Annotated in this window: 21 protein-coding genes, 2 pseudogenes and 1 CRISPR repeat array; of the genes and pseudogenes, 17 read left to right on the top strand and 6 right to left on the bottom strand. The window is 62.3% G+C overall.

The window, feature by feature from the left end:
- Positions 1-3 precede the first annotated feature (3 nt).
- The 6 genes and pseudogenes from RCAP_RS06570 to RCAP_RS19255 all read left to right on the top strand — a co-directional run.
- On the top strand, positions 4-1,449 hold the full coding sequence (locus tag RCAP_RS06570; RefSeq protein ID WP_013067054.1) for an N-6 DNA methylase: 1,446 nt from the start codon (positions 4-6) through the stop codon (positions 1,447-1,449).
- Complete coding sequence (locus tag RCAP_RS06575) at positions 1,446-3,128, top strand: restriction endonuclease subunit S (protein WP_013067055.1); 1,683 nt, start codon at positions 1,446-1,448, stop codon at positions 3,126-3,128. The genes RCAP_RS06570 and RCAP_RS06575 overlap by 4 nt, the downstream gene beginning before the upstream one ends.
- A complete protein-coding gene (locus tag RCAP_RS06580; RefSeq protein ID WP_013067056.1) occupies positions 3,125-4,063 on the top strand; it encodes a hypothetical protein in 939 nt (312 codons plus the stop codon). Before RCAP_RS06575 ends, RCAP_RS06580 begins: the two co-directional genes overlap by 4 nt.
- A gap of 471 nt (positions 4,064-4,534) precedes the next feature.
- Positions 4,535-6,256 (top strand): AAA family ATPase, encoded by a 1,722-nt coding sequence (locus tag RCAP_RS18860; RefSeq protein ID WP_080514681.1) that lies wholly within the window; start codon positions 4,535-4,537, stop codon positions 6,254-6,256.
- Positions 6,257-6,264: 8 nt separating this feature from the next.
- Positions 6,265-7,200, top strand: a complete 936-nt coding sequence (locus RCAP_RS19250; protein ID WP_013067058.1) for a hypothetical protein — start codon at positions 6,265-6,267, stop codon at positions 7,198-7,200.
- A gap of 109 nt (positions 7,201-7,309) precedes the next feature.
- Positions 7,310-7,424, top strand: a pseudogene (locus RCAP_RS19255) (IS5/IS1182 family transposase); the annotation flags it as partial.
- 248 nt (positions 7,425-7,672) lie between these two features.
- Here RCAP_RS19255 and RCAP_RS19260 read toward each other — a convergent pair.
- From RCAP_RS19260 to RCAP_RS06600, 5 genes are all read right to left on the bottom strand, one after another.
- The gene (locus RCAP_RS19260; RefSeq protein ID WP_013067059.1) at positions 7,673-7,912 is read right to left on the bottom strand and encodes a hypothetical protein; all 240 of its coding nucleotides are present in this window, start codon (positions 7,910-7,912) and stop codon (positions 7,673-7,675) included.
- 51 nt (positions 7,913-7,963) lie between these two features.
- Complete coding sequence (locus RCAP_RS18865; RefSeq protein ID WP_238530246.1) at positions 7,964-8,605, bottom strand: AAA family ATPase; 642 nt, start codon at positions 8,603-8,605, stop codon at positions 7,964-7,966.
- Entirely contained in the window at positions 8,496-9,065 is a 570-nt protein-coding gene (locus RCAP_RS19865; protein ID WP_050759929.1) for a hypothetical protein, read from the bottom strand. Before RCAP_RS19865 ends, RCAP_RS18865 begins: the two co-directional genes overlap by 110 nt.
- A gap of 76 nt (positions 9,066-9,141) precedes the next feature.
- Positions 9,142-9,492 (bottom strand): IS66 family insertion sequence element accessory protein TnpB, encoded by a 351-nt coding sequence (gene tnpB, locus RCAP_RS06595; RefSeq protein WP_013067060.1) that lies wholly within the window; start codon positions 9,490-9,492, stop codon positions 9,142-9,144.
- Positions 9,489-9,923, bottom strand: a complete 435-nt coding sequence (locus tag RCAP_RS06600; protein ID WP_013067061.1) for a transposase — start codon at positions 9,921-9,923, stop codon at positions 9,489-9,491. Before RCAP_RS06600 ends, tnpB begins: the two co-directional genes overlap by 4 nt.
- Positions 9,924-10,051: 128 nt before the next feature.
- Positions 10,052-10,611: direct repeats of the CRISPR family, unit length 32 nt; unit sequence GTCGCTCCCCCCGCGGGGGCGTGGATCGAAAC.
- Between the two features lie 212 nt (positions 10,612-10,823).
- Between RCAP_RS06600 and RCAP_RS06605 the strand changes: the two genes are divergently transcribed.
- The 6 genes from RCAP_RS06605 to RCAP_RS19555 all read left to right on the top strand — a co-directional run bounded on the left by RCAP_RS06605 (position 10,824) and on the right by RCAP_RS19555 (position 18,605).
- Positions 10,824-12,674, top strand: a complete 1,851-nt coding sequence (locus tag RCAP_RS06605) for a sigma-54-dependent Fis family transcriptional regulator (RefSeq protein ID WP_198525872.1) — start codon at positions 10,824-10,826, stop codon at positions 12,672-12,674.
- A 126-nt stretch (positions 12,675-12,800) separates the two neighbouring features.
- A complete protein-coding gene (locus RCAP_RS06610) occupies positions 12,801-14,954 on the top strand; it encodes a hydantoinase/oxoprolinase family protein (protein WP_013067063.1) in 2,154 nt (717 codons plus the stop codon).
- 14 nt (positions 14,955-14,968) lie between these two features.
- Positions 14,969-17,278 carry a hydantoinase B/oxoprolinase family protein gene (locus tag RCAP_RS06615; RefSeq protein ID WP_013067064.1) on the top strand — a complete coding sequence of 770 codons (2,310 nt, stop codon included), beginning with the start codon at positions 14,969-14,971 and terminating at the stop codon, positions 17,276-17,278.
- 55 nt (positions 17,279-17,333) lie between these two features.
- Positions 17,334-17,837: an acetone carboxylase subunit gamma gene (locus RCAP_RS06620; protein WP_013067065.1), complete on the top strand. Its 504-nt coding sequence runs from the start codon at positions 17,334-17,336 to the stop codon at positions 17,835-17,837.
- 152 nt (positions 17,838-17,989) lie between these two features.
- The gene (locus RCAP_RS06625; RefSeq protein ID WP_023911249.1) at positions 17,990-18,205 is read left to right on the top strand and encodes a hypothetical protein; all 216 of its coding nucleotides are present in this window, start codon (positions 17,990-17,992) and stop codon (positions 18,203-18,205) included.
- A gap of 79 nt (positions 18,206-18,284) precedes the next feature.
- Positions 18,285-18,605, top strand: coding sequence for a hypothetical protein (locus RCAP_RS19555; protein WP_115503939.1), 321 nt, complete (start codon positions 18,285-18,287; stop codon positions 18,603-18,605).
- Positions 18,606-18,711: 106 nt separating this feature from the next.
- Here RCAP_RS19555 and RCAP_RS06630 read toward each other — a convergent pair whose 3' ends face one another.
- Entirely contained in the window at positions 18,712-19,578 is an 867-nt protein-coding gene (locus RCAP_RS06630; protein ID WP_013067067.1) for a LysR family transcriptional regulator, read from the bottom strand.
- Between the two features lie 96 nt (positions 19,579-19,674).
- Here RCAP_RS06630 and RCAP_RS06635 point away from each other — a divergent pair, with 96 nt between their 5' ends.
- The 5 genes and pseudogenes from RCAP_RS06635 (at position 19,675) to RCAP_RS18875 (ending at position 23,197) form a co-directional block, all read left to right on the top strand.
- Positions 19,675-20,586 carry a DMT family transporter gene (locus RCAP_RS06635; RefSeq protein WP_013067068.1) on the top strand — a complete coding sequence of 304 codons (912 nt, stop codon included), beginning with the start codon at positions 19,675-19,677 and terminating at the stop codon, positions 20,584-20,586.
- Positions 20,587-20,772: 186 nt separating this feature from the next.
- A complete protein-coding gene (locus RCAP_RS06640) occupies positions 20,773-21,807 on the top strand; it encodes an ABC transporter substrate-binding protein (protein ID WP_013067069.1) in 1,035 nt (344 codons plus the stop codon).
- Entirely contained in the window at positions 21,804-22,388 is a 585-nt protein-coding gene (locus RCAP_RS06645; protein ID WP_013067070.1) for an iron chelate uptake ABC transporter family permease subunit, read from the top strand. Before RCAP_RS06640 ends, RCAP_RS06645 begins: the two co-directional genes overlap by 4 nt.
- 179 nt (positions 22,389-22,567) lie before the next feature.
- Positions 22,568-22,929 (top strand): annotated as a pseudogene (locus RCAP_RS18870) (hypothetical protein); the annotation flags it as partial.
- Positions 22,898-23,197 (top strand): integrase core domain-containing protein, encoded by a 300-nt coding sequence (locus tag RCAP_RS18875; protein ID WP_080514591.1) that lies wholly within the window; start codon positions 22,898-22,900, stop codon positions 23,195-23,197. The pseudogene RCAP_RS18870 and the gene RCAP_RS18875, both read left to right, overlap by 32 nt.
- Positions 23,198-23,349: the final 152 nt, after the last annotated feature.

Consider the following 23,349-nt stretch of genomic DNA (forward strand, 5'->3'; position numbering starts at 1 on the left):
CCAATGTCCGTCCGCACCCTCGTCAAATCGCTGCAACAGATCATGTGGAAGGACACCGGCGTCGACGGCGATGCGCAACGGCTCAGCCAGATGTGCTGGATGTTCTTCCTCAAGATCGTCGACGATCAGGACGAGGCCCTCGAACTCACCCGCGACGATTACACCTCGCCGATCCCAGCCGATCTGCAGTGGCGCGCCTGGGCGGCCGACCCCGAGGGGATGACTGGCGATCAACTTCTGAGCTTCGTCAACGAAGAGCTCTTCCCCGGCCTCAAAGGCCTGCGCCCCGCCACCCCCCGCGCCCGCACCATCCGCGACGTCTTCGAAGACGCCTACAACTTCATGAAATCCGGGCAGCTGCTGCGGCAGGTGATCAACAAGATCAACGAGATCGATTTCAACAACCTCTCCGAACGCCAGCATTTCGGCGACATTTACGAACAGCTCCTCAACGACCTGCAAAACGCCGGCAACGCGGGCGAATATTACACCCCCCGCGCCGTCACCGCCTTCATGGTCGAGCGCATCGACCCCCGCCCCGGCGAGATCGTGATGGACCCCGCCTGCGGCACCGGCGGCTTTCTCACCTGCGCCATGCGCCACATGCGCGCCCGCCATATCCGCCTACCCGAACACGAAGACGCCATGCAGCGCTCCTTGCGCGCGGTCGAAAAGAAACCGCTGCCGCACATGCTTTGCGTCACCAACATGCTGCTCAATGGCATCGAAGAGCCGCATTTCGTCCGCCACGACAACACCCTCGCTCGCCCGCTCACCAGCTGGACCCGCGACGAGCGCGTCGACATCGTGCTGACCAACCCGCCCTTTGGCGGCAAGGAAGAAGACGGCATCGAGAACAACTTCCCCACCTTCCGCACTCGCGAAACCGCCGATCTGTTCCTTGCCCTGATCATCCGCCTGCTCAAGCCCGGTGGCCGCGCCGCCGTGGTTCTGCCCGACGGCTCGCTCTTCGGCGAGGGCATCAAGACCCGGCTGAAAGAGCACCTGATGGCCGAATGCAACCTGCACACCATCGTGCGGCTGCCCAATTCGGTCTTCAAACCCTATGCCTCGATCGGCACCAACCTGCTGTTCTTCGAAAAGGGCACCCCCACCACCGAGACATGGTTCTGGGAACATCGCGTCCCCGAGGGGCAAAAGGCCTATTCGATGACGAAGCCGATCCGGCTTGACCATCTGGCGGGCTGTGCGGACTGGTGGGGCGGCGCCACCCGCGAGGGGCGCGTCGAAGGCCCGCAGGCCTGGAAGGTCTCGGCCGAGGAGATCAAGGCCCGCGGCTACAACCTCGACATCAAGAACCCCCATGCCGAGGCCGAGGATCTGGGCGACCCCGAGCATCTTCTGGCCGCGCTCGACGAGGCCGAGGCCGAGGTCACCCGCCTGCGCGCGGCCTTGAAAGAGATCCTGACCGAGGCGCTGGCGCGATGAACGCCGATCAGCTTTTGCGCCTTTACGACCGGGTCTGCGAGGCCGAGGACGCCGTCCCCCGCCTGCGCCGGTTTGTCCTCGATCTGGCCGTGCGCGGCAAACTGGTGCCGCAGGACCCGGACGATGAACCGGCCTCCGAACTGCTGAAACGGATCGAGAAGGAAAAGGCCCGGCTGGTGAATACGGGGGAGATCCGGAAGCCTAAGTCGCAGACCCCGTTGAACGGCGATGTTTGCCCGTTTCTCGTTCCTCGGGGATGGGCTCTTACGCGCCTCGGTTCGGTGATCGATCTGCTATCGGGGCAACACCTGCAACCGAATGAATATTCATCCAATCCGGCGGCAGGCATCCCTTATATCACTGGCCCTTCCGATTTTGCCGAAGTTGGCCTTTCCATTTCGCGTTACGCCCTTGTGCGAAAGGCAGTCGCGCGTGGTGGGCAACTCCTTCTCACCGTGAAAGGATCAGGTGTTGGCAAGACCACGATCTGTGATCTTCCCGAGGTCGCAATCAGCCGCCAACTGATGTCACTTGCACCGATCCTGTGGTCGATCAGATTTCTGGAAATCATAACGCACCGTCTGGCAGACACGCTTCAAGAGCAAGCCCGCAGCCTGATCCCCGGAATATCCCGGGAGGACGTTGCAGACTTCGCGTTCCCCCTCCCACCCCTCGCAGAGCAACACCGCATCGTTGCCAAGGTCGAGGAACTGATGGCGCTGCTCGACCGGATCGAGGCGGCGCGGGCGGGGCGAGAGGAGGGGCGCAACCGCCTGACCGCCGCCACCCTTGCCCGCCTGACCGACCCCAAGGCCGACGCCCCCGCCGCCGCCCGCTTCGCGCTGGACACCCTCGCCCCCCTCACCACCCGCCCGGACCAGATCAAGACCCTGCGCCAAACCATCCTCAACCTCGCCGTCCGAGGCAAACTGGTCCCGCAAGACCCGGCAGACGAACCGGCGTCGGAGTTGCTGAAACGGTTCAAGGCGGCCAAGATCGCACATAAATGGGAGACCGGAGATGCGCGGAATAAACTTGCGCCCGACGCTGAAGTATCGAGCTACCCGCTGGAATTGCCCAAGGGCTGGGCGGTGCAGTCCTTCGAGAACCTGTTTCTTTTCATCGACTATCGTGGCAACACGCCCCCAAAGACCGATAGCGGTGTGCCACTGATCACGGCCAAGAACGTTCGCATGGGGTCACTCAACCGCGAGCCAAGGGAGTTCATTTCAGAAAAGACCTTCAAGTCTTGGATGACCAGAGGCTTTCCCAAGCTGGGCGATCTTTTTTTCACCACCGAAGCCCCTCTTGCCAACGTTTGTCTGAATGACATTCAGGAGCCGTTTGCGCTCGCGCAGCGAGTGATCTGTCTTCAGCCTTATGCTGAAATCAGCACCCACTACTTGATGCTGGCGCTTTGTGGCGACGTGATGCAGTCGTTGATTGATGGGCAAGCAACAGGGATGACGGCAAAGGGTATCAAGGCATCCAAGCTTAAACCGCTTCCCATCTCCCTCCCCCCCCTCGCCGAACAACACCGCATCGTGGCCAAGGTGGACGCCCTGATGCGCCTCCTCGACGCTCTCGAGGCGGCGCTGAGCGCCTCGGCCACCACCCGCGCCCGCCTCCTCGACGCCACCCTGCGCGCCGCGCTGACCGACACCGGAGAAGCCGCATGACTACTCTGCCAAAGGGAAAAAGCCTCTGGATCCGCTCCTTCTACGGGTTCAACCCAGAAGAGGACGGCTATGCCGGATGGACGAAGGAGGCCGGGCGCGACCACATTCTCAAGCATATCAAGGGCGGGGATCTGATCCTTATCTATGGTGCGGGCTCGAAAGAGACGGACAAGGCACTGCGGTCCTATGTCCTCGGCTTCCTGCAGGTCGACGCAACCCCGATCGATGACCGCGACAAGGCCTCGCCCGAAAGCCTGAAACGCAAGGCAGCACAGGGCTGGGCAAATAAATGGACGTTCGGAATTCCGGTGCGCAGGGCGTGGCGGGTCGATGAAAAGCTGCTGATCCGCTCCATTGCTTTCAACACCTATCGCCCGGAGGCCGGACAGGCCATCGGGGTCTGGGGGGCCGCGCTCGAGCCGGAGGAAATAGAGAAGGCGCTGAAGATCAGGGTCACCGAGGTGAACGTGTTCGGCGAGCCGCCGATTGCTGCGACCGGTCTTAAAAAGGCTCCGCTGGGCGATGAATTCAAGCCCTCACGCGGGTTTCCGGGCGCGTTCGGAACCCACACATCTACCAAGAATGACGGCGAGACCTGGCTCTATCTGTTCAGGTTCGAGGGCGACTGTCACGCGCTTGTAGGGCGCCCCAAGGCACACGGTGGCAAATCACTCGCGTGGAAGATCGGCGTCTCGAGCGACACGGCGGCACGGCTTGGACAACTGAATTTGGGAATCCCGCCCGCCGCGAAGGGGCGATGGGGCCAGTTCCTGCAGGCGCGGTTTCCCGACCGCAGATCCGCAGAAGCGGCCGAACAGCGTTTCAAGGATGAGAGCAACGGCAAGCTGGAAAGTCTGGGGGGCGAATTTTTCTGGGGCGATGAGATGCAGGCGATGCTGCTCTTCGCTGGAATTCCGGGCGTTTCGAGGTTTTGATCGGCAACGTGATGACGTCGTCCGCACCTTCTGAACTGTCTCGGATGCCCCTGGCACATGACACCATCAGCGCGATCCTGGACTGTGTGCCACTGCTGGCAGGACCGCAGCACTAACGTGACGGGCGATTTGGCGCCGTTGATGTTGCAGTTGCCGCATCTTGTGATAGCGTCCCGTGGTCGTCTCTCCCGGAGCGGCTGCAACGCGCAGTTTTCAGCCATGCAGATCCCCAGCGCCGTGCGGCGCGGATCCGAATGTTCGGCCCTTTGCCGGCGGCAGAGCCTCGGCGCGCCCTTTCGAAACGGCCGTTCAGGCACGGCGGAGAGACGGGGCAAGCTTAGCCGTTTGCCGTCTGTATTGCGCGATGCAGCATCGCCTGAGCTCTCTCGGATGACCAACAGAGCTTACATATAAGCATATCATCCGATATGATATCCGGAATCCAACGCTGTTTTCTTGCTGGGGCTCCAAGTGAAAATCAAATATCGGATAAATAACTTTAAGGCTTTTTCGGACAGTGGGGAGATGTCATTCTCTCCCGTGACTGTGCTCTGTGGGGCTAACAGCACAGGAAAGAGCTCTATAATAAAGTCTATTCTTCTTGCAAAGCAAAGCACAGCCGAGCGAAGAAGCTCACTCAAGATTGATGCTCCGTCTCAACCACTGATACTAAATGGTGAGTTGACCAAGCTCGGCGCATGGAGCGATACGATTACCGGTAAAGATCGCGCGAAATCAATGGGCTTCTGTTGGTCTGTAAAGCTATCTCAAGAAGAGTTCGATGATGCATTAAAGCGAGCTGGTTTGCTGAGGCGAGGTGAAGCCAGTTCAGAGTTAGATTTGGCGAACCAAAGAGATTTAACTCTCTCAGTTTCTTTAAGCTCAGACACCGAAGTCCGAGAGGAACTCTCAGCGCGAGTTGATCGGTGGGATGTTAATCTTGACGATCTGAACGTACGAGTGTTTAGGCAGGAGGTCGCAAACGGCTCTCGACCTTTGTATCGTGTCGAAATTAATAGTATAAGAAAATTAATAAGGAGGAAAGGGTCCAAATTTGGATCATATCGCGTTATACTCGGCGACCTGCACAAGGCACTTTCTGGCGCTGATACCCCGATAAGCCTTGGGAATGTGTACGCCGTCAACTCTGGCCCCTTTATTGGTAGAATTGAGCCTCGATTCGATGAGACTTGGACTAATTTTTTTGAAGCAATTTACAAATTGTCCGTATCGCACAGAGGACGAAAACGCGGACCGGCACCTGGATGGCTAGAAGATCTCGGGGCAGCGGTACGAACCTACAGGAAAGGTCTTTCTGAAGGAAAGATGCCAACCGCGCGCAATACCGCCATGCGAGTTCTTACCTATCTCGCGATTGAATTCGTTAGTGAGATATCGCTTGTTTTCTCCGAGACAAAAGCAGTCCTCGCTCCTATGTGGCAAGACATCCGCTATCTAGGCCCATTAAGAGATCAGCCCAGGCGATACTACCAATTTGATGATACTGGTGGAGCTGATGTAGGTGTCAGTGGAGAATTTACTGTGCAGGTCCTCGCGCTAGAGCAAGGAAGGGTCCTTCAATCAACTCGACTAGCCAGTCTGCCTTCGAATAGAATTAAATTCACCGATCGAAAATTAACCACCCTTTTGGACCATACAAATTTTTGGTTGAGTTGGATGGGGCTTCCCGCAGTTTCGCCTCTCAATTTGCAGCAATCCCTATATGGCCTTGCCGTGGGGGATCTTCGGGTTGGTCTTCTGGATGTGGGATTTGGCGTGAGCCAAGTTTTGCCAATTATAGTTGAGACACTCAGGGCCGAGAAAGGCGATCTCGTAATTCTTGAGCAACCAGAGATCCACTTGCACCCGAGAGTGCAGGCACTTCTTGGAGATTTTCTTCTTGCTAGGTCTCAGGATGGTGTTCGCTTTCTTGTCGAGAGTCACAGTGAATACCTAATAAAGAGACTTTGCCGCAGAGTATCTGAATCGGAATCTGAAAATTTGCGACCAAGTATTGAGATTCTTTTTATAGAAGGATCACCCGAAGGCGCAAGCTGCAGGCCCGTAGAACTGAATGACTATGGTGAAATACTAAATTGGCCTAAGGGCTTCTTCGATTTGGATGAGGATCTTCATTGGACACATGCTGCCCTCGAGAGAAGACGAGCAAGCAACGCCAAGAAGCAGAAGTAGATAAATAGATGAGTGTCTTTCTAGATCCCAACATCTACTGCTACTCCATTGATGAGTGGCAGCAGGGCGCTGCTCTTGATCGTATGCATCATTTGACAACTTTCCTTGAAAGTCTTGGTATTGAAGAGGAGCGATTAGAAGCCAGAAATCAGGTAGAATTGTGGCTTAGCGAAATCTTGATTTTCGCGACGTATGAAATGAATCCAAATATTAACACTCCACCAAATGGGTTTTACTTTCGGCAGTATGTATCCGGGCTACTCCCTGCCTTGATGCGCAGGAAAATTACTTTCGAAGCGCCCGCGGTCGACGCCTGCAGGGCATCTGAGCGGATAAATATAGATAATTGCGTCATTGAAGAGGCATTAATATGCGCCCTAGATGAAATTTCAACCGATGACGCCAAAAAAATTACTTATATTTTCGCCTCATCACGTGTTAGCTTAGCTCTCGGAGGAGGGGTATTCTCTGCAGAATTTGAGATTAATGAGGTGAATGGAAGGCACTTTCTGGATGAGTGTGATCTATTTCCTTTGTCGAGCAAAGTATCCCCAGATATTGCGATCGTCGCAGCTGCTGAAGTTCTGAAAGATAAACTTTCGATTGAGGATGCAACTTGGAGAGAACATTCAGTTTGCAAGGCTATTCTTCACGAAAATTTTCTTCCGTCCATCACGCGTGCTGATTTTGGCGCTGATGAGCGTATATATCATTCCCGGGTTGTTTATTCACTGCTGCAGATTTTGTCTGGTCGAAACTGCACCATAAATGAGCATTCAATGAATCCTGAGAAAATTTGGTTTGACAAGAAATGGCATGGAAAGTGGAATTCATATGTGTTCAGAAACGGTCCGAGTGATATTGATTCGAGGTGTTCACGGATTTACTATGCTAAAGTAGATGGCGGAGTTCTTCTCTATGAATACAATGGCGATGCACACTAGCCCTATGGTCTGCGTAGTGTAAACAGATTGGAAGGGCGCTGAAATAGTCGGCGTCGACCTCAGAAGCAGAACATAATTCACCCTTCGCGGCGCCGAGAGGGAGATCATGATGCGAGGCACGGACGAGACGAGCGGGTCGCTTTTCAGCCATGTCGACCTCGAGGAGGCGCATCCCTTGCAAACATCCTCTGCACAAGATCCTGCGGGTGGTGAACGAAGCCCTCACGATCCGCGCTGCTCGTTGCTGGGGCTCTGAAACGGGAGAAAACTGCGCGTTTCTTTCGCTCGGATGAAGATCCCGAACGGCCGTGATCGCCAGTTTCTGCAGTTGCAATGCCGTGACCTCGCAGTCGGCTCCCCGCCCGAAGCGGTAATGCGGGGGCACGGCGAGCAAGTCCGACGGGCTTGGTCAGCACCTCAGTCGCTGCCGGCCCTCGGGGTCCATGCGGGAATAGATGGTGACCGTGATCGATCAGCTGTCATCCTTGCGGACTTTGTTCGGAGGAAACTCCACATACCGCCGCTTGCCAGGCTGGCTTTTGACAGGAAATCCGACCCGGAACGGCCCATTCTGTCCACTGAGCGCCCGTGCGAAATGCGCATTCTCTTTCTGCAGATCCGCGGCTGATATCTCGCCTCTGGCAAGGCGGTCTTCATCTCGCGCCCGCGCCTCGGCTTTTTGCCGTGCGCGGTCCTCAAATAAAAAGGCCATGCCGTCCTCCACTGGGTTTATCATAATCTTTGCAATGCGTTGAAGCGCCCGTCAGTGCCACTGCGGCCCCGCCTCAAGCGTCTCTGCACGCGAAATCATCCGCATCACCGTGCGGAGCGAGATCGGCTGGGCAGGAGTTGCGCTCGCTTGGATCGCTTCCACGATCACCTCGATGCTGTCATCGCTCAAAGCACGCCGCGCGCCTTGGCGGCGGGCAAATCCGGTCAGGTCCCGCGTTGTCAGCTGCGGCAGCCGGATGGGCGGGCAGCGGCTCAGCAGCGGCTCCGGAAGGGGGCGCGTCGCGTTGACGGTCATGACCCATGACACCTGTCCCAAGTCAAATGGCACTTGAAAATACGGGCAAGTCCAACGGCTTGCGGTTGCGGACTCCAACAGTGGCAACAGTCCGCCGCACAGATCATAGGACCCGCCATTCGTCCCTGTCACACGACCGGCCTTTTCGAGTTCATCGATCACGACGATCGGGTTGCCAACCCTCTCCTGAAGGATCAGCTGTAGCAGCCGCCCGGGTCCTGCGGTGGCCCAGCCGCGCTGGCAGCCCAGAACGCCGAAACTGGCGTTCTCAACCGTCGCTTCGACTGACATCGATGGCATGCGCAGCGCGGTAGCCAGATGACGTGCCCAAGTCGATTTCGCGATCCCCGGGGGCCCATCGAGCAGCAGCGGCGGCAGGCGAACGCCCGGCCAACCCTCGCGCACCGATTTCCGCAACGCGTGCCATCCATGGGAATTCGTCATGTAGGTCAGCGGCGATCTCATCCGCGCGGTGCTCCGAGGGAAGCCGGATCAGATTGACACCGTCACGCAGAATGGAAAGACGCTCTTTGTCCTCACGCTTGAGATGGGCCAGCCCCGACGCCGCCTCGCGGCGCTCGATCAACCGCTTGGCCCGCCGCGCGATCTTGCGGCAATCCGCCTCCGCCAATGTGATGATCGGGGCCATTTGCCGGGGATTGTCCGCGGCGGCCTTGGGGCCCGTGGGGCGGGGCGGATCCTCGTCCCGGATTGCGTCCAACTCGACGTGGATCATCGCCCGCCGAAGGGTCTTGAGGTGCTCGGACAGGCGCAGTTCGATCGATTTCTGGGTCTCGTCCGACGGATATTTGACCAGCAATATCTGGTGACGCGGCATGGGATTTCCTTTTCAGGCAAAGCCTTACCGGGGGCCGGAAAAATCCCGACCCGCCGTGAAGGGCATTTTGGAGGGCTCAGGCGATGACCGGTTTGCGCGGGGCGTTGACCGCGATGCCGCGCCAATCGATCCCGGCAAAGAGGGCGTCGAACTGCACCTGGTTCAGCATCATCGGCCCGGACTGGGCCTTGGGCCAGACGAAGCGCTTGCCATCGAGCCGCTTCATCGTCAGCACCAGCCCGGTGCCATCCCAGACGATCATCTTCAGCTTGTCGGCGCGACGGGACCGGAACACCCAGATCGCGCCGTCGAACGGGTCGAGCTGGAACTGGCTCGCGACATGCGCCACCAGCCCGTCCATTCCCTTGCGAAAATCGATCGGCTCGGTGGCGAGGTAGATGCGGTAGCTTGGGGTGTGGTAGCTCATTGCGAGGCCCTCACCGCACGCAGGATCTCGGCCAGCTGCTCGGCCGGAAAGTCACCACGCAGCGATATCTCGGCGTCGCCGATCCGGATCTGACAGGCGGCCGCGTCAGCGGCGCCTTTCTGCTTCGCTTGGCGCGCCGGTTCCGAAGGGACCATCACCTCGACGAACTGCGGAGACTTGCCCTGCGAAGCAGCCTTTCCCTGCGGCCTCCCCCGGCGCGGCAGCTCGGGCAATTCGGCGCGCGCCCATTTCGCGACTAGGGACTCATTGGCGCCGATCTCCTTGGCGACGGTGACGATCTTGGTGCCGGCCTCGATCTTCTTCACCGCCATCGCCTTGATCTCATCGGGCCAGACTCGACGCCCGTTGTCGGCGGTGATCACCGGGATTCCCCAGACCACCACATCGCCGCCCTCCTTCTCGTCCAACATCTCGACCTCCTTCGAACAGAGAGAGGGCGATCATCGCAAAACCCTTATTTCATTGGAACATGGGGTATATGCACCGCTTACCGTGGATCGAAACAGGCTGCTTTGGGCGGAACACCTGATCCTGCTGGGTCGCTCCCCCCGCGGGGGCGTGGATCGAAACGTCTCCGCTCTGCTTCACGGCTGCGTCAACCTTGTCGCTCCCCCCGCGGGGGCGTGGATCGAAACACGGATTGCATGGCGCCGAGGGACAGGCTTTGCAGTCGCTCCCCCCGCGGGGGCGTGGATCGAAACCGCCCGCGGCGTTTGACCTGGTCGCGGGCAGCTGGTCGCTCCCCCCGCGGGGGCGTGGATCGAAACGACGCGCTGAAGGAGGGTGATCTCGGTGGCGCCTTGTCGCTCCCCCCGCGGGGGCGTGGATCGAAACACGGATTGCATGGCGCCGAGGGACAGGCTTTGCAGTCGCTCCCCCCGCGGGGGCGTGGATCGAAACCGCCCGCGGCGTTTGACCTGGTCGCGGGCAGCTGGTCGCTCCCCCCGCGGGGGCGTGGATCGAAACGACGCGCTGAAGGAGGGTGATCTCGGTGGCGCCTTGTCGCTCCCCCCGCGGGGGCGTGGATCGAAACATGGAAAACCGCGGCTTCACCGCGCGGGATTGGGTCGCTCCCCCCGCGGGGGCGTGGATCGAAACCGTGATGCGTGCCCGATCCATCGGGTTTCGCGGCCGATGCGGCTCCCGAAGTGATCAAGGCTGGTGCGCGCAAATCCATCGAGCCAATCGGGCGCCCAACGATCCGCCGCGACATGTCCGAAAATCGGACGCTCTGATTGCGAAAACTCGGCTATCCTGTTGCGGTCTTCCAGCTGCCTGCACACTGTGCCGGCCTATGGAACGGGAGATCCATGGACCGGGAGACCGCTATCGACAGCAGATCGGCCATTCGTTCGGGGGAGGAGCAGATGGCACACCGTATCAGAAAGCGCGGCTGGGAGGAGTTCATGGCGGTTGGCCGCGCGTCTCCGGATGTCCGCAGCGAAGTTTTGCAGAGTTGGCAGCGGTCCGCGGGGCGACGGATCGAAAAGCTGAAACAAGCGCCGCTCCTGAGCGAGGAGGACTTGCTGACGCAGAGGGCGCAGGCGCGCCGCCTGCGGTCCGGCGCGCGCGGGGTTCTGAACAGGGCAGGAAGTCTGTTGGGCGGCAGCGAAAACATCTTGTTGCTCTGTGATCGCGGCGGGGTTGTCCTTGACGCGGTCGGGGATGAAACGACGCTTGCGCGCGGGCGCGAAAACCATCTGCATCTGGGCGGGCATTGGACGGAGGACGCGATCGGCACCAATGCGATCGGCACGGCGATCGCGCTTGCGCGTCCGGTCGAACTGCGCGACGCGGAGCATTTCTGCGAAGAGATCCACCGCTGGAACTGTGCCGCGACGCCGATTACCGACCAGAGCACCGGACTGCTGCTGGGGGTGATGGATATTTCCTGGCCGAGTGACCTGACACAGGCCAGCGCCATGGCGCTCTCGGCGGCACTGGCGCTGCAAGTCGAATCCGAACTGATCCGACTTCTGGCACGCGAGCGCGAATTCTTGATGGAACAGTTGCACCTGCGCCGCCTGCGCCGTGGAAACGAGCCGATGCTGATCATGGACCGCAGCGGCGCCGATGTCTTCGCAACAGAGAACTTCGTTCGGTTCTGCGACGACGACAAGGCGTTGCGGCGGCTCAGAGAGCGCATTCCGAACCTCATCGATCAGGCCCCGGACACCATTTCCGAGGCCTTGGCCGGATGCCTGCCGGGCACTGACATGGAGGTGATCGAGACCGGCAGCGATGCGATCGGCGTGCTGATTTCGCTGCGGCGCAATCGGCTGCATGCTGGTGAATCCTGTCCCGATCTGGTCAGGATCGGCGCCGCGGGGGCAGTCAGCGCGACGCTGAGCGCACAGGCGAAGCGGCTCGCCCAGACGGCTATCCCTCTTCTGGTCGAGGGTGAGACCGGCACCGGCAAGACCCATCTTGCGCGCGCCATCCACCGCGCCAGCCTGCAATCGGGCGGTCCCTTCGAGCTGATCGACTGCGCCCGGCTGACCGCCGCCCCCCTGCGCGAGGACATGCTGGAAGGGCGGATCGGTGCGGATGACGGCGTGCTTTGCCTCAATCGCCCCGAAGAGGCCTCTCCGGAGGTCCAGAAGCTCTTGCTGAACCTGATCGAGGACGTGTCCGGCGCGGGCATGCGGATCATCGCGCTTGCTACCCGGCCGCTGTACAAGGAGATGCAGAAAGGCGCTTTCCGCAGCGATCTTTATTACCGGCTCGCCGGCGCGAAGCTCGAAATCCGGCCGCTGCGCGAACGCCGCGACGAGATCGCACCGCTTCTGAGCGAGTTGGTGCGAAACCACATGGCCGACCGGGGCGGGCGAGAGCTGAAATTCACCTCCGGCGCGATGGCGGCGCTGATTGCCCATGCCTGGCCGGGCAATCTGCTCGAGATGACCCATCTGATCGCAACGCTTGATGCGCTCTCGCCTACAGGGTTGATCGACGTCCGCTCCCTGCCGCCGGAATTTCGCCACAGCGGCGGCGGGTCCGGCGAAGAGACGTTGCGCGACAAGGAACGGCAGGAAATCCTTGGTGCGATCGAGGTCGAGAACGGCAATCTGACACGCGCCGCACGTCGGCTCGGCATTGCCCGCTCGACGCTTTATCTCAAGCTGGAAAGCTACGGTTTGCCGCGGCCGCGAAAGACCTGAGCGCGCGTCCGCAGCGTGTCCGTCGAACTGCACGACAATCGGACAGCCGCGACCGCCTCTTCCCGCCTAGGCTCTTCTGGCGCCGACCTCCGTCTTGGGGCGGCGACACAGGAGGGAGGAACATCCATGCCATTGGACCGGGAAAAAACCCGCTCTGTTCAGGTGCTTGGCATCGACGCCGGCGGCACGATGACGGACACGTTCTTTGTCGACGCGAATGGGGATTTCGTTGTCGGCAAGGCGCAATCGACCCCGCAAAACGAGGCGCTGGGGCTGCTTGAATCGAGCCGGGAGGGGCTGCAACACTGGGGGCTGAGCCTTGAGGAGGCCCTGTCCTCGATCCAGACCGGGGTCTATTCGGGCACGGCGATGCTCAACCGCGTGGTGCAGCGCAAGGGGCTGCGCTGCGGGCTGATCGTCAATGCGGGGATGGAGGATTTCCACCGCATGGGCCGCGCGATCCAGGCCTATCTCGGCTTTGCCTACGAGGACCGGATCCATCTCAACACCCATTACTACGACGAACCGCTGGTGCCGCGGCACCTGACGCGCGGGGTGATGGAACGGATCGACATGTTCGGGGACGTGGTGATCCCGCTGCGCGAGGAGACGGCGCGTCAGGCGGCGGCCGAGCTGATCGCGCAGGATGTCGAGGGCATCGTGATTTCGCTTTTGCACAGCTACAAGAACCCCGCCCATGAGCGCCGCGTCCGCGACATCGTCGCCGAAGAACTGGAGAAGGCGGGCAAGACGACCCCGGTCTTCGCCTCGACGGATTACTATCCGGTGCGCAAGGAGACCCATCGCACCAATACCACCATTCTTGAGGCCTATGCCGCCGAGCCCTCGCGTCAGACCCTCAGGAAGATCACCGGCGCCTTCAAGGAAAACGGCTCGCGGTTCGATTTCCGGGTGATGGCGACGCATGGCGGCACGATCTCGTGGAAGGCGAAGGAACTGGCGCGCACCATCGTTTCGGGGCCGATCGGCGGCGTGATCGGGGCGAAATATCTGGGCGAGGTGCTGGGCTACAAGAACATCGCCTGTTCCGATATCGGCGGCACGTCCTTTGACGTGGCGCTGATCACGCAAAACGAGCTGACGATCCGCAACGACCCGGACATGGCGCGGCTCGTGCTGTCGTTGCCGCTGGTCGCGATGGATTCGGTAGGCGCGGGCGCGGGCAGCTTCATCCGCCTTGATCCCTACACCAAGGCGATCAAGCTGGGCCCGGACAGTGCGGGCTATCGCGTCGGCGTGTGCTGGGCCGAAAGCGGCATCGAGACGGTGACGATTTCCGACTGCCATGTGATCCTTGGCTATCTGAACCCCGACAATTTCCTTGGCGGGCAGGTCAAGCTTGATCGCCAGCGCGCCTGGGACGCGATGAAGACCCAGATCGCCGATCCGCTCGGCCTCTCGGTCGAGGATGCGGCGGCGGGCGTGATCGAACTGCTCGACAGCGATCTGCGCGACTACCTGCGCTCGATGATTTCGGGCAAGGGCTATTCGCCCTCTTCCTTCACCTGCTTCAGCTATGGCGGCGCCGGGCCGGTGCATACCTATGGCTACACCGAGGGGCTGGGCTTCGAAGATGTGATCGTGCCCGCCTGGGCCGCGGGCTTCTCTGCCTTCGGCTGTGCGGCGGCAGATTTCGAATATCGCTATGACAAGTCGCTCGACCTCAATATCGCGCGCGACGGCTCGGACGATCTCAAGGCGCATGAGGCGCGCACGCTCAACGACGCCTGGCACGAGCTGACCGAACGCGTGCTCGAGGAATTCGAGCTCAACGGCTATACGCGCGATCAGGTCAAGCTGCAGCCCGGCTTCCGCATGCAATACCGCGGCCAGCTCAACGACCTCGAGATCGAAAGCCCGATCCCGGCGGCGAAGACCGCCGCAGACTGGGACAAGCTCGTGGCCGCCTTCAACGACACCTATGGCCGCGTCTATGCCGCCTCGGCACGTTCGCCCGAGCTGGGCTATTCGGTCACCGGCGCGATCATGCGCGGCATGGTGCCGATCCCGAAACCGAAAATCCCGAAGGAGCCCGAGACCGGGGCGACCCCGCCCGAGGCGGCGAAACTGGGCACGCGCAAGTTCTACCGCAAGAAGAAATGGGTCGATGCCCGGCTTTACCGGATGGAGAAGCTCTTGCCCGGCAACCGCATCACCGGCCCCGCGATCATCGAATCCGACGCGACGACCTTTGTCGTGCCGGACGGGTTCGAAACCTGGCTGGACGGGCACCGCCTGTTCCACCTGAAGGAAGTGTAAGGGAGGACACGCAGATGAACGCACCAACGGCAATCCGCGGCATCGTCCGTGGCGGCGACACGCTGAAACAGCATCGCGACGGCATCATGGAGGCCAGCAAACGCACCGGGCACTATGCCGGGCTGAAGCAGATGGAGCTGCGCGACAGCGACCCCATCATGTACAACAAGCTGTTCTCGCGGCTTCGGGCGGGGGTCGTCGATGCCCGCGAGACCGCCAAGAAGATCGCCGCCTCGCCGATCGTGGAGCAGGAAGGGGAGCTGTGCTTCACCCTTTACAATGCGGCGGGCGACAGCATCCTGACCTCGACCGGCATCATCATCCATGTCGGCACCATGGGCGCCGCGATCAAATACATGATCGAAAACGACTGGGAGAGCAATCCCGGCGTCAAGGACCGGGATATCTTCTGCAACAACGACAGCCTGATCGGCAATGTCCACCCCTGCGACATCCACACCATCGTGCCGATCTTCCATGAGGGCGAGCTGATCGGCTGGGTCGGGGGGGTGACCCATGTGATCGACACCGGCGCCGTCGGCCCGGGCTCGATGACCACGGGTCAGGTGCAGCGCTTCGGCGACGGCTATTCGGTCACCTGCCGCAAGGTCGGCGAGAATGACACGCTGTTTCGCGACTGGCTGCACGAGAGCCAGCGCTCGGTCCGGACCACCCGTTACTGGATGCTTGATGAACGCACCCGGATCGCGGGCTGTCACATGATCCGCAAGCTGGTGGCCGAGGTGATTGCCGAGGAAGGGATCGAGGCCTACTGGAAATTCGCCTATGAGGCGGTCGAACATGGTCGGCTCGGGCTGCAAAACCGCATCAAGGCGATGACGATTCCCGGCAAGTATCGTCAGGTGGGCTTCGTCGACGTGCCCTATGCGCATGACGATGTGCGGGTGCCCTCGGATTTCGCCAAGGTCGACACGATCATGCACACGCCCTCGGAGATGACGATCCGCCCGGACGGCACATGGCGGCTCGATTTCGAAGGCGCGTCGCGCTGGGGCTGGCACACCTACAACGCGCATTCGGTCAGCTTCACCTCGGGCATCTGGGTGATGATGACCCAGACCCTGATCCCGACCGAGATGATCAACGACGGCGCCGCCTACGGCACCGAATTCCGCCTGCCCAAGGGCACCTGGATGAACCCCGATGACCGGCGCGTGGCCTTTGCCTACAGCTGGCACTTTCTGGTGTCCTCCTGGACGGCGCTGTGGCGGGGCCTGTCGCGCAGCTATTTCGGGCGCGGCTATCTCGAGGAGGTCAACGCCGGCAATGCCAACACCTCGAACTGGCTTCAGGGCGGCGGCTTCAACCAGTATGACGAGATCCACGCCGTCAATTCCTTCGAATGCGCGGCCAACGGGGTCGGCGCCAGCGCCATCGGCGACGGCCTCAGCCATGCCGCGGCGATCTGGAACCCCGAAGGCGACATGGGCGACATGGAGATCTGGGAACTGGCCGAACCGCTCGTCTATCTCGGCCGCCAGATCAAGGCGTCCTCGGGCGGCGCGGGCAAGTATCGCGGCGGCTGCGGCTTCGAGAGCCTGCGCATGGTCTGGAACGCCAAGGACTGGACGATGTTCTTCATGGGCAACGGCCATATCAGTTCCGACTGGGGGCTGATGGGGGGCTATCCGGCCGCCTCGGGCTATCGTTTCGAAGCGCATGAAACCGGGCTGAAGGAGATCATCGCGCAGGGCGGCGACATCCCCCATGGCGGCGACACCGACCCCGGCAACCCGGTCTGGGACGGCCTCCTCAAGGGGGCGCGGATCAAGCGCGACAAGCAGGCGATCACCACCGAGGCGATGTTCAAGGATTATGACCTCTATCTCAACTACATGCGGGGGGGGCCGGGCTTTGGCGATCCGCTCGACCGCGACCCCGGGGCGGTGGCTGCCGATGTGAACGGCGGCTATCTGGTCGAGCGCTTCGCCCAGAGCGTCTATGGCGTCGTGCTGGTCAAGGGCGCGGACGGTCTTCTTGCGGCGGATGCTGCAGCGACCGAGGCGCGCCGCGCCGCGATCCGCAAGGACCGTCTCGCAAAGGCCGTGCCGACCGCGGAATGGATGAAGGGCGAACGCGACCGGATCCTGAAAAAGGAGGCGGGCGTGCATGTGCAGCAGATGTTTGCCGCAAGCTTCAAGCTCGGTCCGAAATGGGAGGAAGGGTTCCGCAAGTTCTGGGACCTGCCGATCGATTGGCGCCTGATGGAAGCCGATCTGCCGATCCCGTCCTATGGCCGGGACTATTCGATGGATCTGAGCGAATTGCCGGACGTGAAAACCGTCCAGTTCGTCGAGGAATGACCTTCCGGGTGCCGCGTCCGGCGCGGCATCCCCCTCTTTTTGCGGAGACAAACCGATGGCTTACACCAAGGCGAAGATCAAGGATCTGGTTGATGGCAAGATCGACCGGGACACGTTGCACACGATGCTGGCGACGCCCAAGGATGCGGACCGGTTCGTGATGTATCTCGAGGTTCTGCAAGACCAGGTGCCGTGGGAGGACAGGATCATCCTGCCGCTGGGGCCGAAGCTTTATATCGTTCAGCGCAAGAGCGACCACAAATGGGTGGTGAAATCCCATGCGGGCCACGAGTTTTGCGACTGGCGCGAAAACTGGAAGCTGCATGCGGTGATGCGGGTGCGCGAGACCCCCGAGGCGATGGAAGAGATCTATCCGCGCCTGATGGCGCCGACGGCGGGGTGGCAGGTGATCCGGGAGTATTACTGCCCGCTTTCCGGTGATTTGCTCGACGTCGAAGCGCCGACGCCCTGGTATCCGGTCATCCATGATTTCGAACCGGATATCGACGCCTTCTACTCCGAATGGTTGGGCCTCAAGATCCCGGAGCGGGCCGCCTGACTGGGTTGCCGGGCTGAGCGATCAGCCCGGCACTTTCTCGAGATATCTTGGCGAGCTGTTCCCCGCCCACGCGGGGATTACACTTGATGTGATCCTCTTTGATGTATCAACGGCGGCGATTGATCTGCCTTAATGGATCAACGCTTGTGCAGATGCAGGTTTTGATCTGTATGAACCAATCAGATCTGCCACATGATCTGTCAGGACAGATCGCCGTGATCCCCGAGGCCGAGGAAATCGCCGCCCAGTTCCGGGCGGCCCTTGCGCGCAAGGGGGTCAGCCAGCGCGATTTGTCCGCGCGGGCCGGGGTGAACGCAGGGCGCGAATTCCGGCTTTGCGGGCGTTTCGGCAGGATCTGCCCGGGGTGATCACGATGACGCCTGCCGAAGGCGATGACAGTCCTGCGGGCGGTTACGCAGACATGGCCGAAGGGCAGGGGGCAGGACCATGCTGCGCTTCTCGCTGGCCGGGGTGCAGCTGAAGTTTTCCGCCGTCCATGCCGCTGGCGGCGGGCTGACCATTCCGGCTTCGGGCATCGGCGGGAACTGGATCGTCAAGCTGCGCCAGAGGCGGCGCAGCGTTGGCAATGCGATCATTGCCGCGTTCAATGACGCTGCGCAAAATGCTCCACGATCTGCTCGCCGGAAGTTCCATAATACATTGAATATTAATAATTACCAATTTTTGAGGTCCGTATATGGCGGACACTGCTTCCGCCAGCCATCCGCTGCGTCGATCTGTGATTGTGATTGCCAATCAATTGCCTGAAGGGCTTTCCGCCAGGCTCGGGACGCGTTCCTGATCCTCTCCGGAACAAGACGATTGCGGCGAGGATGAGGACCTGTTCTTGCGCTCCGGCGCCGACGGGCGCGCCTTACGCGCCCTCCAGATCGTGACGCTTCGCGAGGACATGATCCGCGATCGCCGCAGCCACCGCGCGCACCCGGCGCGAGGCGGCAAGTTCCGCGTGGGTGGCCAGGAGGATCGGCCGCTCCATCGGCGCGCCGTCGGGCAGCCGGGCCGCCAGCAGGCGCAGCCCGGCCTCGCGCGCAAGGAAATGCGGCAGCACCGCGACGCCCAGCCCATCCCGCACCGCCTGAACCTGCGCCGTCAGCGTGTTCAGCGCCAGCCGCGGCGCCGTGCGCGCGCCAAAGGCCGCCGACCAGGCAAGCGGCACCGCCAGGCTGGGCGCGTCGGGCCAGGTCACATGCCGCGCGGGCGGCGCCCCCTCGGCGGGGCCGTAAAGGCCGAAGCCCATCTGCGCCAGCCGCCGCACCGTCAGGTTGCCGCGCTCGGGCGGCACCATCCGCAAGGCCAGATCGGCGTCATGGCGGTGCAGGTTCACCGTCGCCGTCCCCCAATGCACCTCGACGTCGAGCCCGGGATTCGCCGCCAGAAGCGGCCCGAGCGCGGGCAGCACGACCGGCGCCACCAGGCTTTCGATGCTGGCAAGCCGCACCAGGCCGCGGATCTCGACCTGCGCCCCGGCCTCGCGCCGCATTTCCTGCAATGCCAGTTCCATCGCCTCGGCCCGGGGCAGCAGCGCCGCGCCCTGGTCGGTCAGTTCGTGCCCGGTCTGGCGGCGCAGGAACAGCGGCAGGCCGAGCGTCGCCTCCATCCGGTCGATGCGCCGCGAGATCGTGGCAACGCCAAGACCCAGTCGCCGCGCCGCGCCCTGCAGCGTGCCCTCGCGCGCCAGCGCCAGAAACAGCCGGATGTCGTCCCAGTTCTGTGGCTCCATGCGCGTTCCATTTTTGGAAATCAGATGCACGATCTTTGCCATATATTCCAGGAATGGGACATGGGACAGATCCTTCGTGTCAAACAGGAGGGTTCCATGTCCGACGTCTTCTCTGCCCCGCGGCCGCGCGCCGAGACGGCGGCCTTCGCGCTGAGCGCGCTTGCCGCCGTCTTCTGGGGCTCGAATTTCGAGGCGACCCGCGTCGTGCTGCAGGAGATGCCGCCCTGGACCGCGGCGGCCGGGCGGTTTCTGATCGCGGCGCTGGCCATCCTTGGCTGGCTCTGGCTCGCCGAGGGCTCCGGCCTTCCGGCGCTGCGGCGGAACTGGAAGGTGTTTCTGGGGCTTGGCGTGGTGGGGGTGGCGGGGTTCAACGCGGCACTGTTTCTGGGCATGCGCAGTTCCAGCCCGGTCACCGCGGCGCTGATCATGGGCACGAGCCCGCTGACGACGACCCTGATCGAGGCGGCGCTGACCCGCCGTTGGCCGAAGGCGGGGACGTTGGCCGGGATGGCGATCAGCCTTGTGGGCGTGGCCTTGACGGTGGGCGCGTTTTCGGGGGCGCGGCTGGCGCCGGGGGACGGGCTGATCCTGCTTGGCAGTCTTGCCTGGGCGCTTTACACCGTCGGCTGCCGCCGCTGGGTGGTCGCGGCAAGCCCGCTCGAGACTTCGGTCTGGACGATGCTGGCCGGGGCGCTGGCGCTGCTGGGGGCGGCCTTCGCCCTCGAGACGCCGGTGGCAAGCGTTCTGGCAGCCTCGCCCGCCGCCTGGGGTGCGACGCTCTGGATGGCGCTGGCGGGCTCGGTTCTGGCCTATCTGTTCTGGCAGGTCGGGATTCAGATCCGCGGACCGGGGGCGACCTCGGTGCTGTTCAACCTCGTGCCGGTCTCCGCTCTGGCGATCGCCGCGCTTTTCGGCCGGACGCCCGAGCTCTCGCAACTGGCCGGGGTCGCGCTGGCGATCCTTGGCGTGCTGCTGGCAAGCGGACGCCTGACGGTGCCCCGGCGCTGACGGAGGAGACCCGGGCGCGCCTCCTGGCCCGCGCCCGCCTTGTGACGGCGCGGAGCGTGCAACAAGCGGGCGAGGGGCAGGGGCGTCCTGTTTCGCCCGCAGTTCCTGAGTAAAACACTCTTGAGTTCCGCGGGTTGCGGGGATAGTGAAAATCGACTCTTTCACTCGGAAACCGGACCCTCCCCCATGTTGCCCCTCAAGACCGCCATTCTGGGTGGCGTCGCCCTCTCCTGCCTTTGCTCCGCCGCGCTTGCCGAGCGGACGAGCTATCCCCTCACCATCGAGAATTGCGAGCAAAAGGTGACCTTCGCGAAAGCACCCGAGCGCACCGTGGCGCTGGGGCAGAACAGCGCCGAGATCCTGCTCCTGCTGGGGCTCGAGGATCGCATGGCCGCCACCGCCTTCTGGCCGAACAGCGTCCTGCCGGAGCTGGCCGCGGCGCATGACAAGGTGGAGGTGCTGACGGTCGAATTCCCGACGCTTGAAGCGGTGCTGGCGCAGCAGCCCGATTTCGTGCCTGCCATGCTGGTGACGCTGATGGGGCCCGACAGCAAGGTCACCAAGCGTGAAGATCTGGAAGCGCTCGGCATCCCGACCTACCTCTCGCCCAGTGCCTGCACCACCGAGGCCGACACGCAGAGCGCGAACGGCAGCGCGGCGAGCTCTGCCTATGGTGTCCGCAAGGATCTGTGGTCCATGGACCTCCTCTACAAGGAGATCGAGGACATGGCGCGCATCTTCGACGTGGCCGAGCGCGGCGCGGCGGTGATCGCCGATTTCAAGGCCCGCGAGGCCGCCCTGCGCGCCGAATTCGCGCCGCGCGAGGATCTGACCTTCCTGTTCTGGTTCTCCAGCCCCTCGCCTGCCGACGATGCCTATCTGGGCGGCGGCCATGGGCCTTCGGGCTACATCGCCGATCTGCTTGGCGGCTCCAACGCGATCAGGACCGAGGCGGAATGGCCGACCCTGGGCTGGGAAGGCATCATGGCCGCCAATCCCACCGTCTTCGTCGCCGCGCAGGTGGACCGCAACCGCTGGGACCTTGACCGGGCCGACACCAAGATCGCCTGGCTGACCTCCGATCCGGCGGTCAGCCAGATGGAGGCGGTCAAGGCGGGGCGCATCGCGGTGATGAGCGGGGCGGCGATGAACCCCTCGATCCGCACGCTTTACGGCGCCGAGCAACTGGCAGACCAGCTCCGTTCCTTCGACCTGCCGTGAGCATTCGTGACGAGACCGGAAGCGGGGCGGGGAAATTCCTCTTGCTTCTGACGGTGTCCCTTCTGGTTCTGTGTCTTGCCGTCGCGGTGGCGATGACCGTCGGCGATTATGCCATCGCGCTTGGCACGGTCGTGCTGGCGGTGGGCAACGGGCTGGGCCTCACGACCGCCGAGATCCCGCGCATCGAGCAGAGCGTGGTCTGGGACCTGCGGCTGAGCCGCGCGCTGGTCGCGGCGCTGGCGGGCGCGGGGCTGGCCATCTGCGGCGCGATCCTGCAGGCGCTGCTGCGCAACCCGCTGGCCGAACCCTTCGTGCTGGGCGTCTCGGCGGGGGCCTCGACCGGCGCGGTGGCGGTCATCGTGCTGGGCATCGGCGCGGGCGGGCTGTCGCTGTCCATGGGGGCTTTCGCGGGCGCCTTCGCCGCCTTCGCGCTGGTGGCGCTTTTGTCGAACGGCGCGACCAGCGGGCCGAACCACACGATCCTCGCGGGGGTCGCCGCCTCGCAGCTTTTCAACGCGCTGACCTCCTATATCGTCACCACCTCGGGCAATGCCCAACAGGCGCGCGACGTGATGTTCTGACCCGTGCCGGGTTTGCCGGAGGCTCCAACTCCTGAGTAGGATGGAGCATCATGAGCAAGACAACGAACAAGTTTTTCCCGGAAGTGCGCGAACGCGCCGTGCGTCTGGTCCTCGACAGTTCGGCGGACCGCGCCGTCGGTTCAAGCGGATCGCCGAACGGGCAGCATGGATCGCGCTGGCACCACAGCGACCGCGGCAACCAATATCTGTCGATCAAAGACGACCCGCGCGGCTGGCCGAAGCGGGTATCGAACCTTCGGTCGCTTCAGGGGCTTACGCGGCCCCACCGGGGCCACGGTCCCCTTTCCCCGTCGGCGACAGCCATGACAAGGCGCTGGCCGAGACGATCAACGGGCTTTTCAAAGCCGAGGTCATCGATCGTCGCGGTCCATGGCGCCGCTTCGAGGCGGTGGAATACGCAACGCTGGAATGGGTCGACGGGTTCAACAATCGCCGCCTGCTCAAGCCGATCGGGACCATTCCGCCCGCCGAAGCGGAAGCAGACTTCCATGCGGCTTTGGAAACTGAAGCCATGGCCGCGTCACCAACCCAAATCCGCCTCCGGCAAACCCGGCGCGGGTCACATCTTCACCCGCCCCCATACACCAAAGACCAACGGCAGGGCCGAGAGGTTCATCCAGACCCTCCTCAGAGAATGGGCCTACGGCCTCGTACACCCGTCTGCCCAAGCGCGAAATACCGACCTGCCGCGATGGCTTGACTGGTTCAACACATCAAGACCACACTCCGCACTTAACGGCCTGTCACCCGTCAAAAGGGTGAACAACCTGATGAGAACTCACAGCTAGCCGGTGCTCGATCTGCCCACGGCGGCAATGGCGCTTTATACGTTTCTGGCCTTTGCGCCTTCGGGGGGCGCGGCAACCGCACCTCGATGCGCGGCGGCGGGCCTCTGGTGACGCTGATCGACCCGCGCGAGGGGCGGGGCAGCCTGTGAGAT

The sequence above is a fragment of the Rhodobacter capsulatus SB 1003 genome (assembly GCF_000021865.1).
In the GTDB taxonomy this organism is placed as follows: Bacteria; Pseudomonadota; Alphaproteobacteria; order Rhodobacterales; family Rhodobacteraceae; genus Rhodobacter; species Rhodobacter capsulatus_B.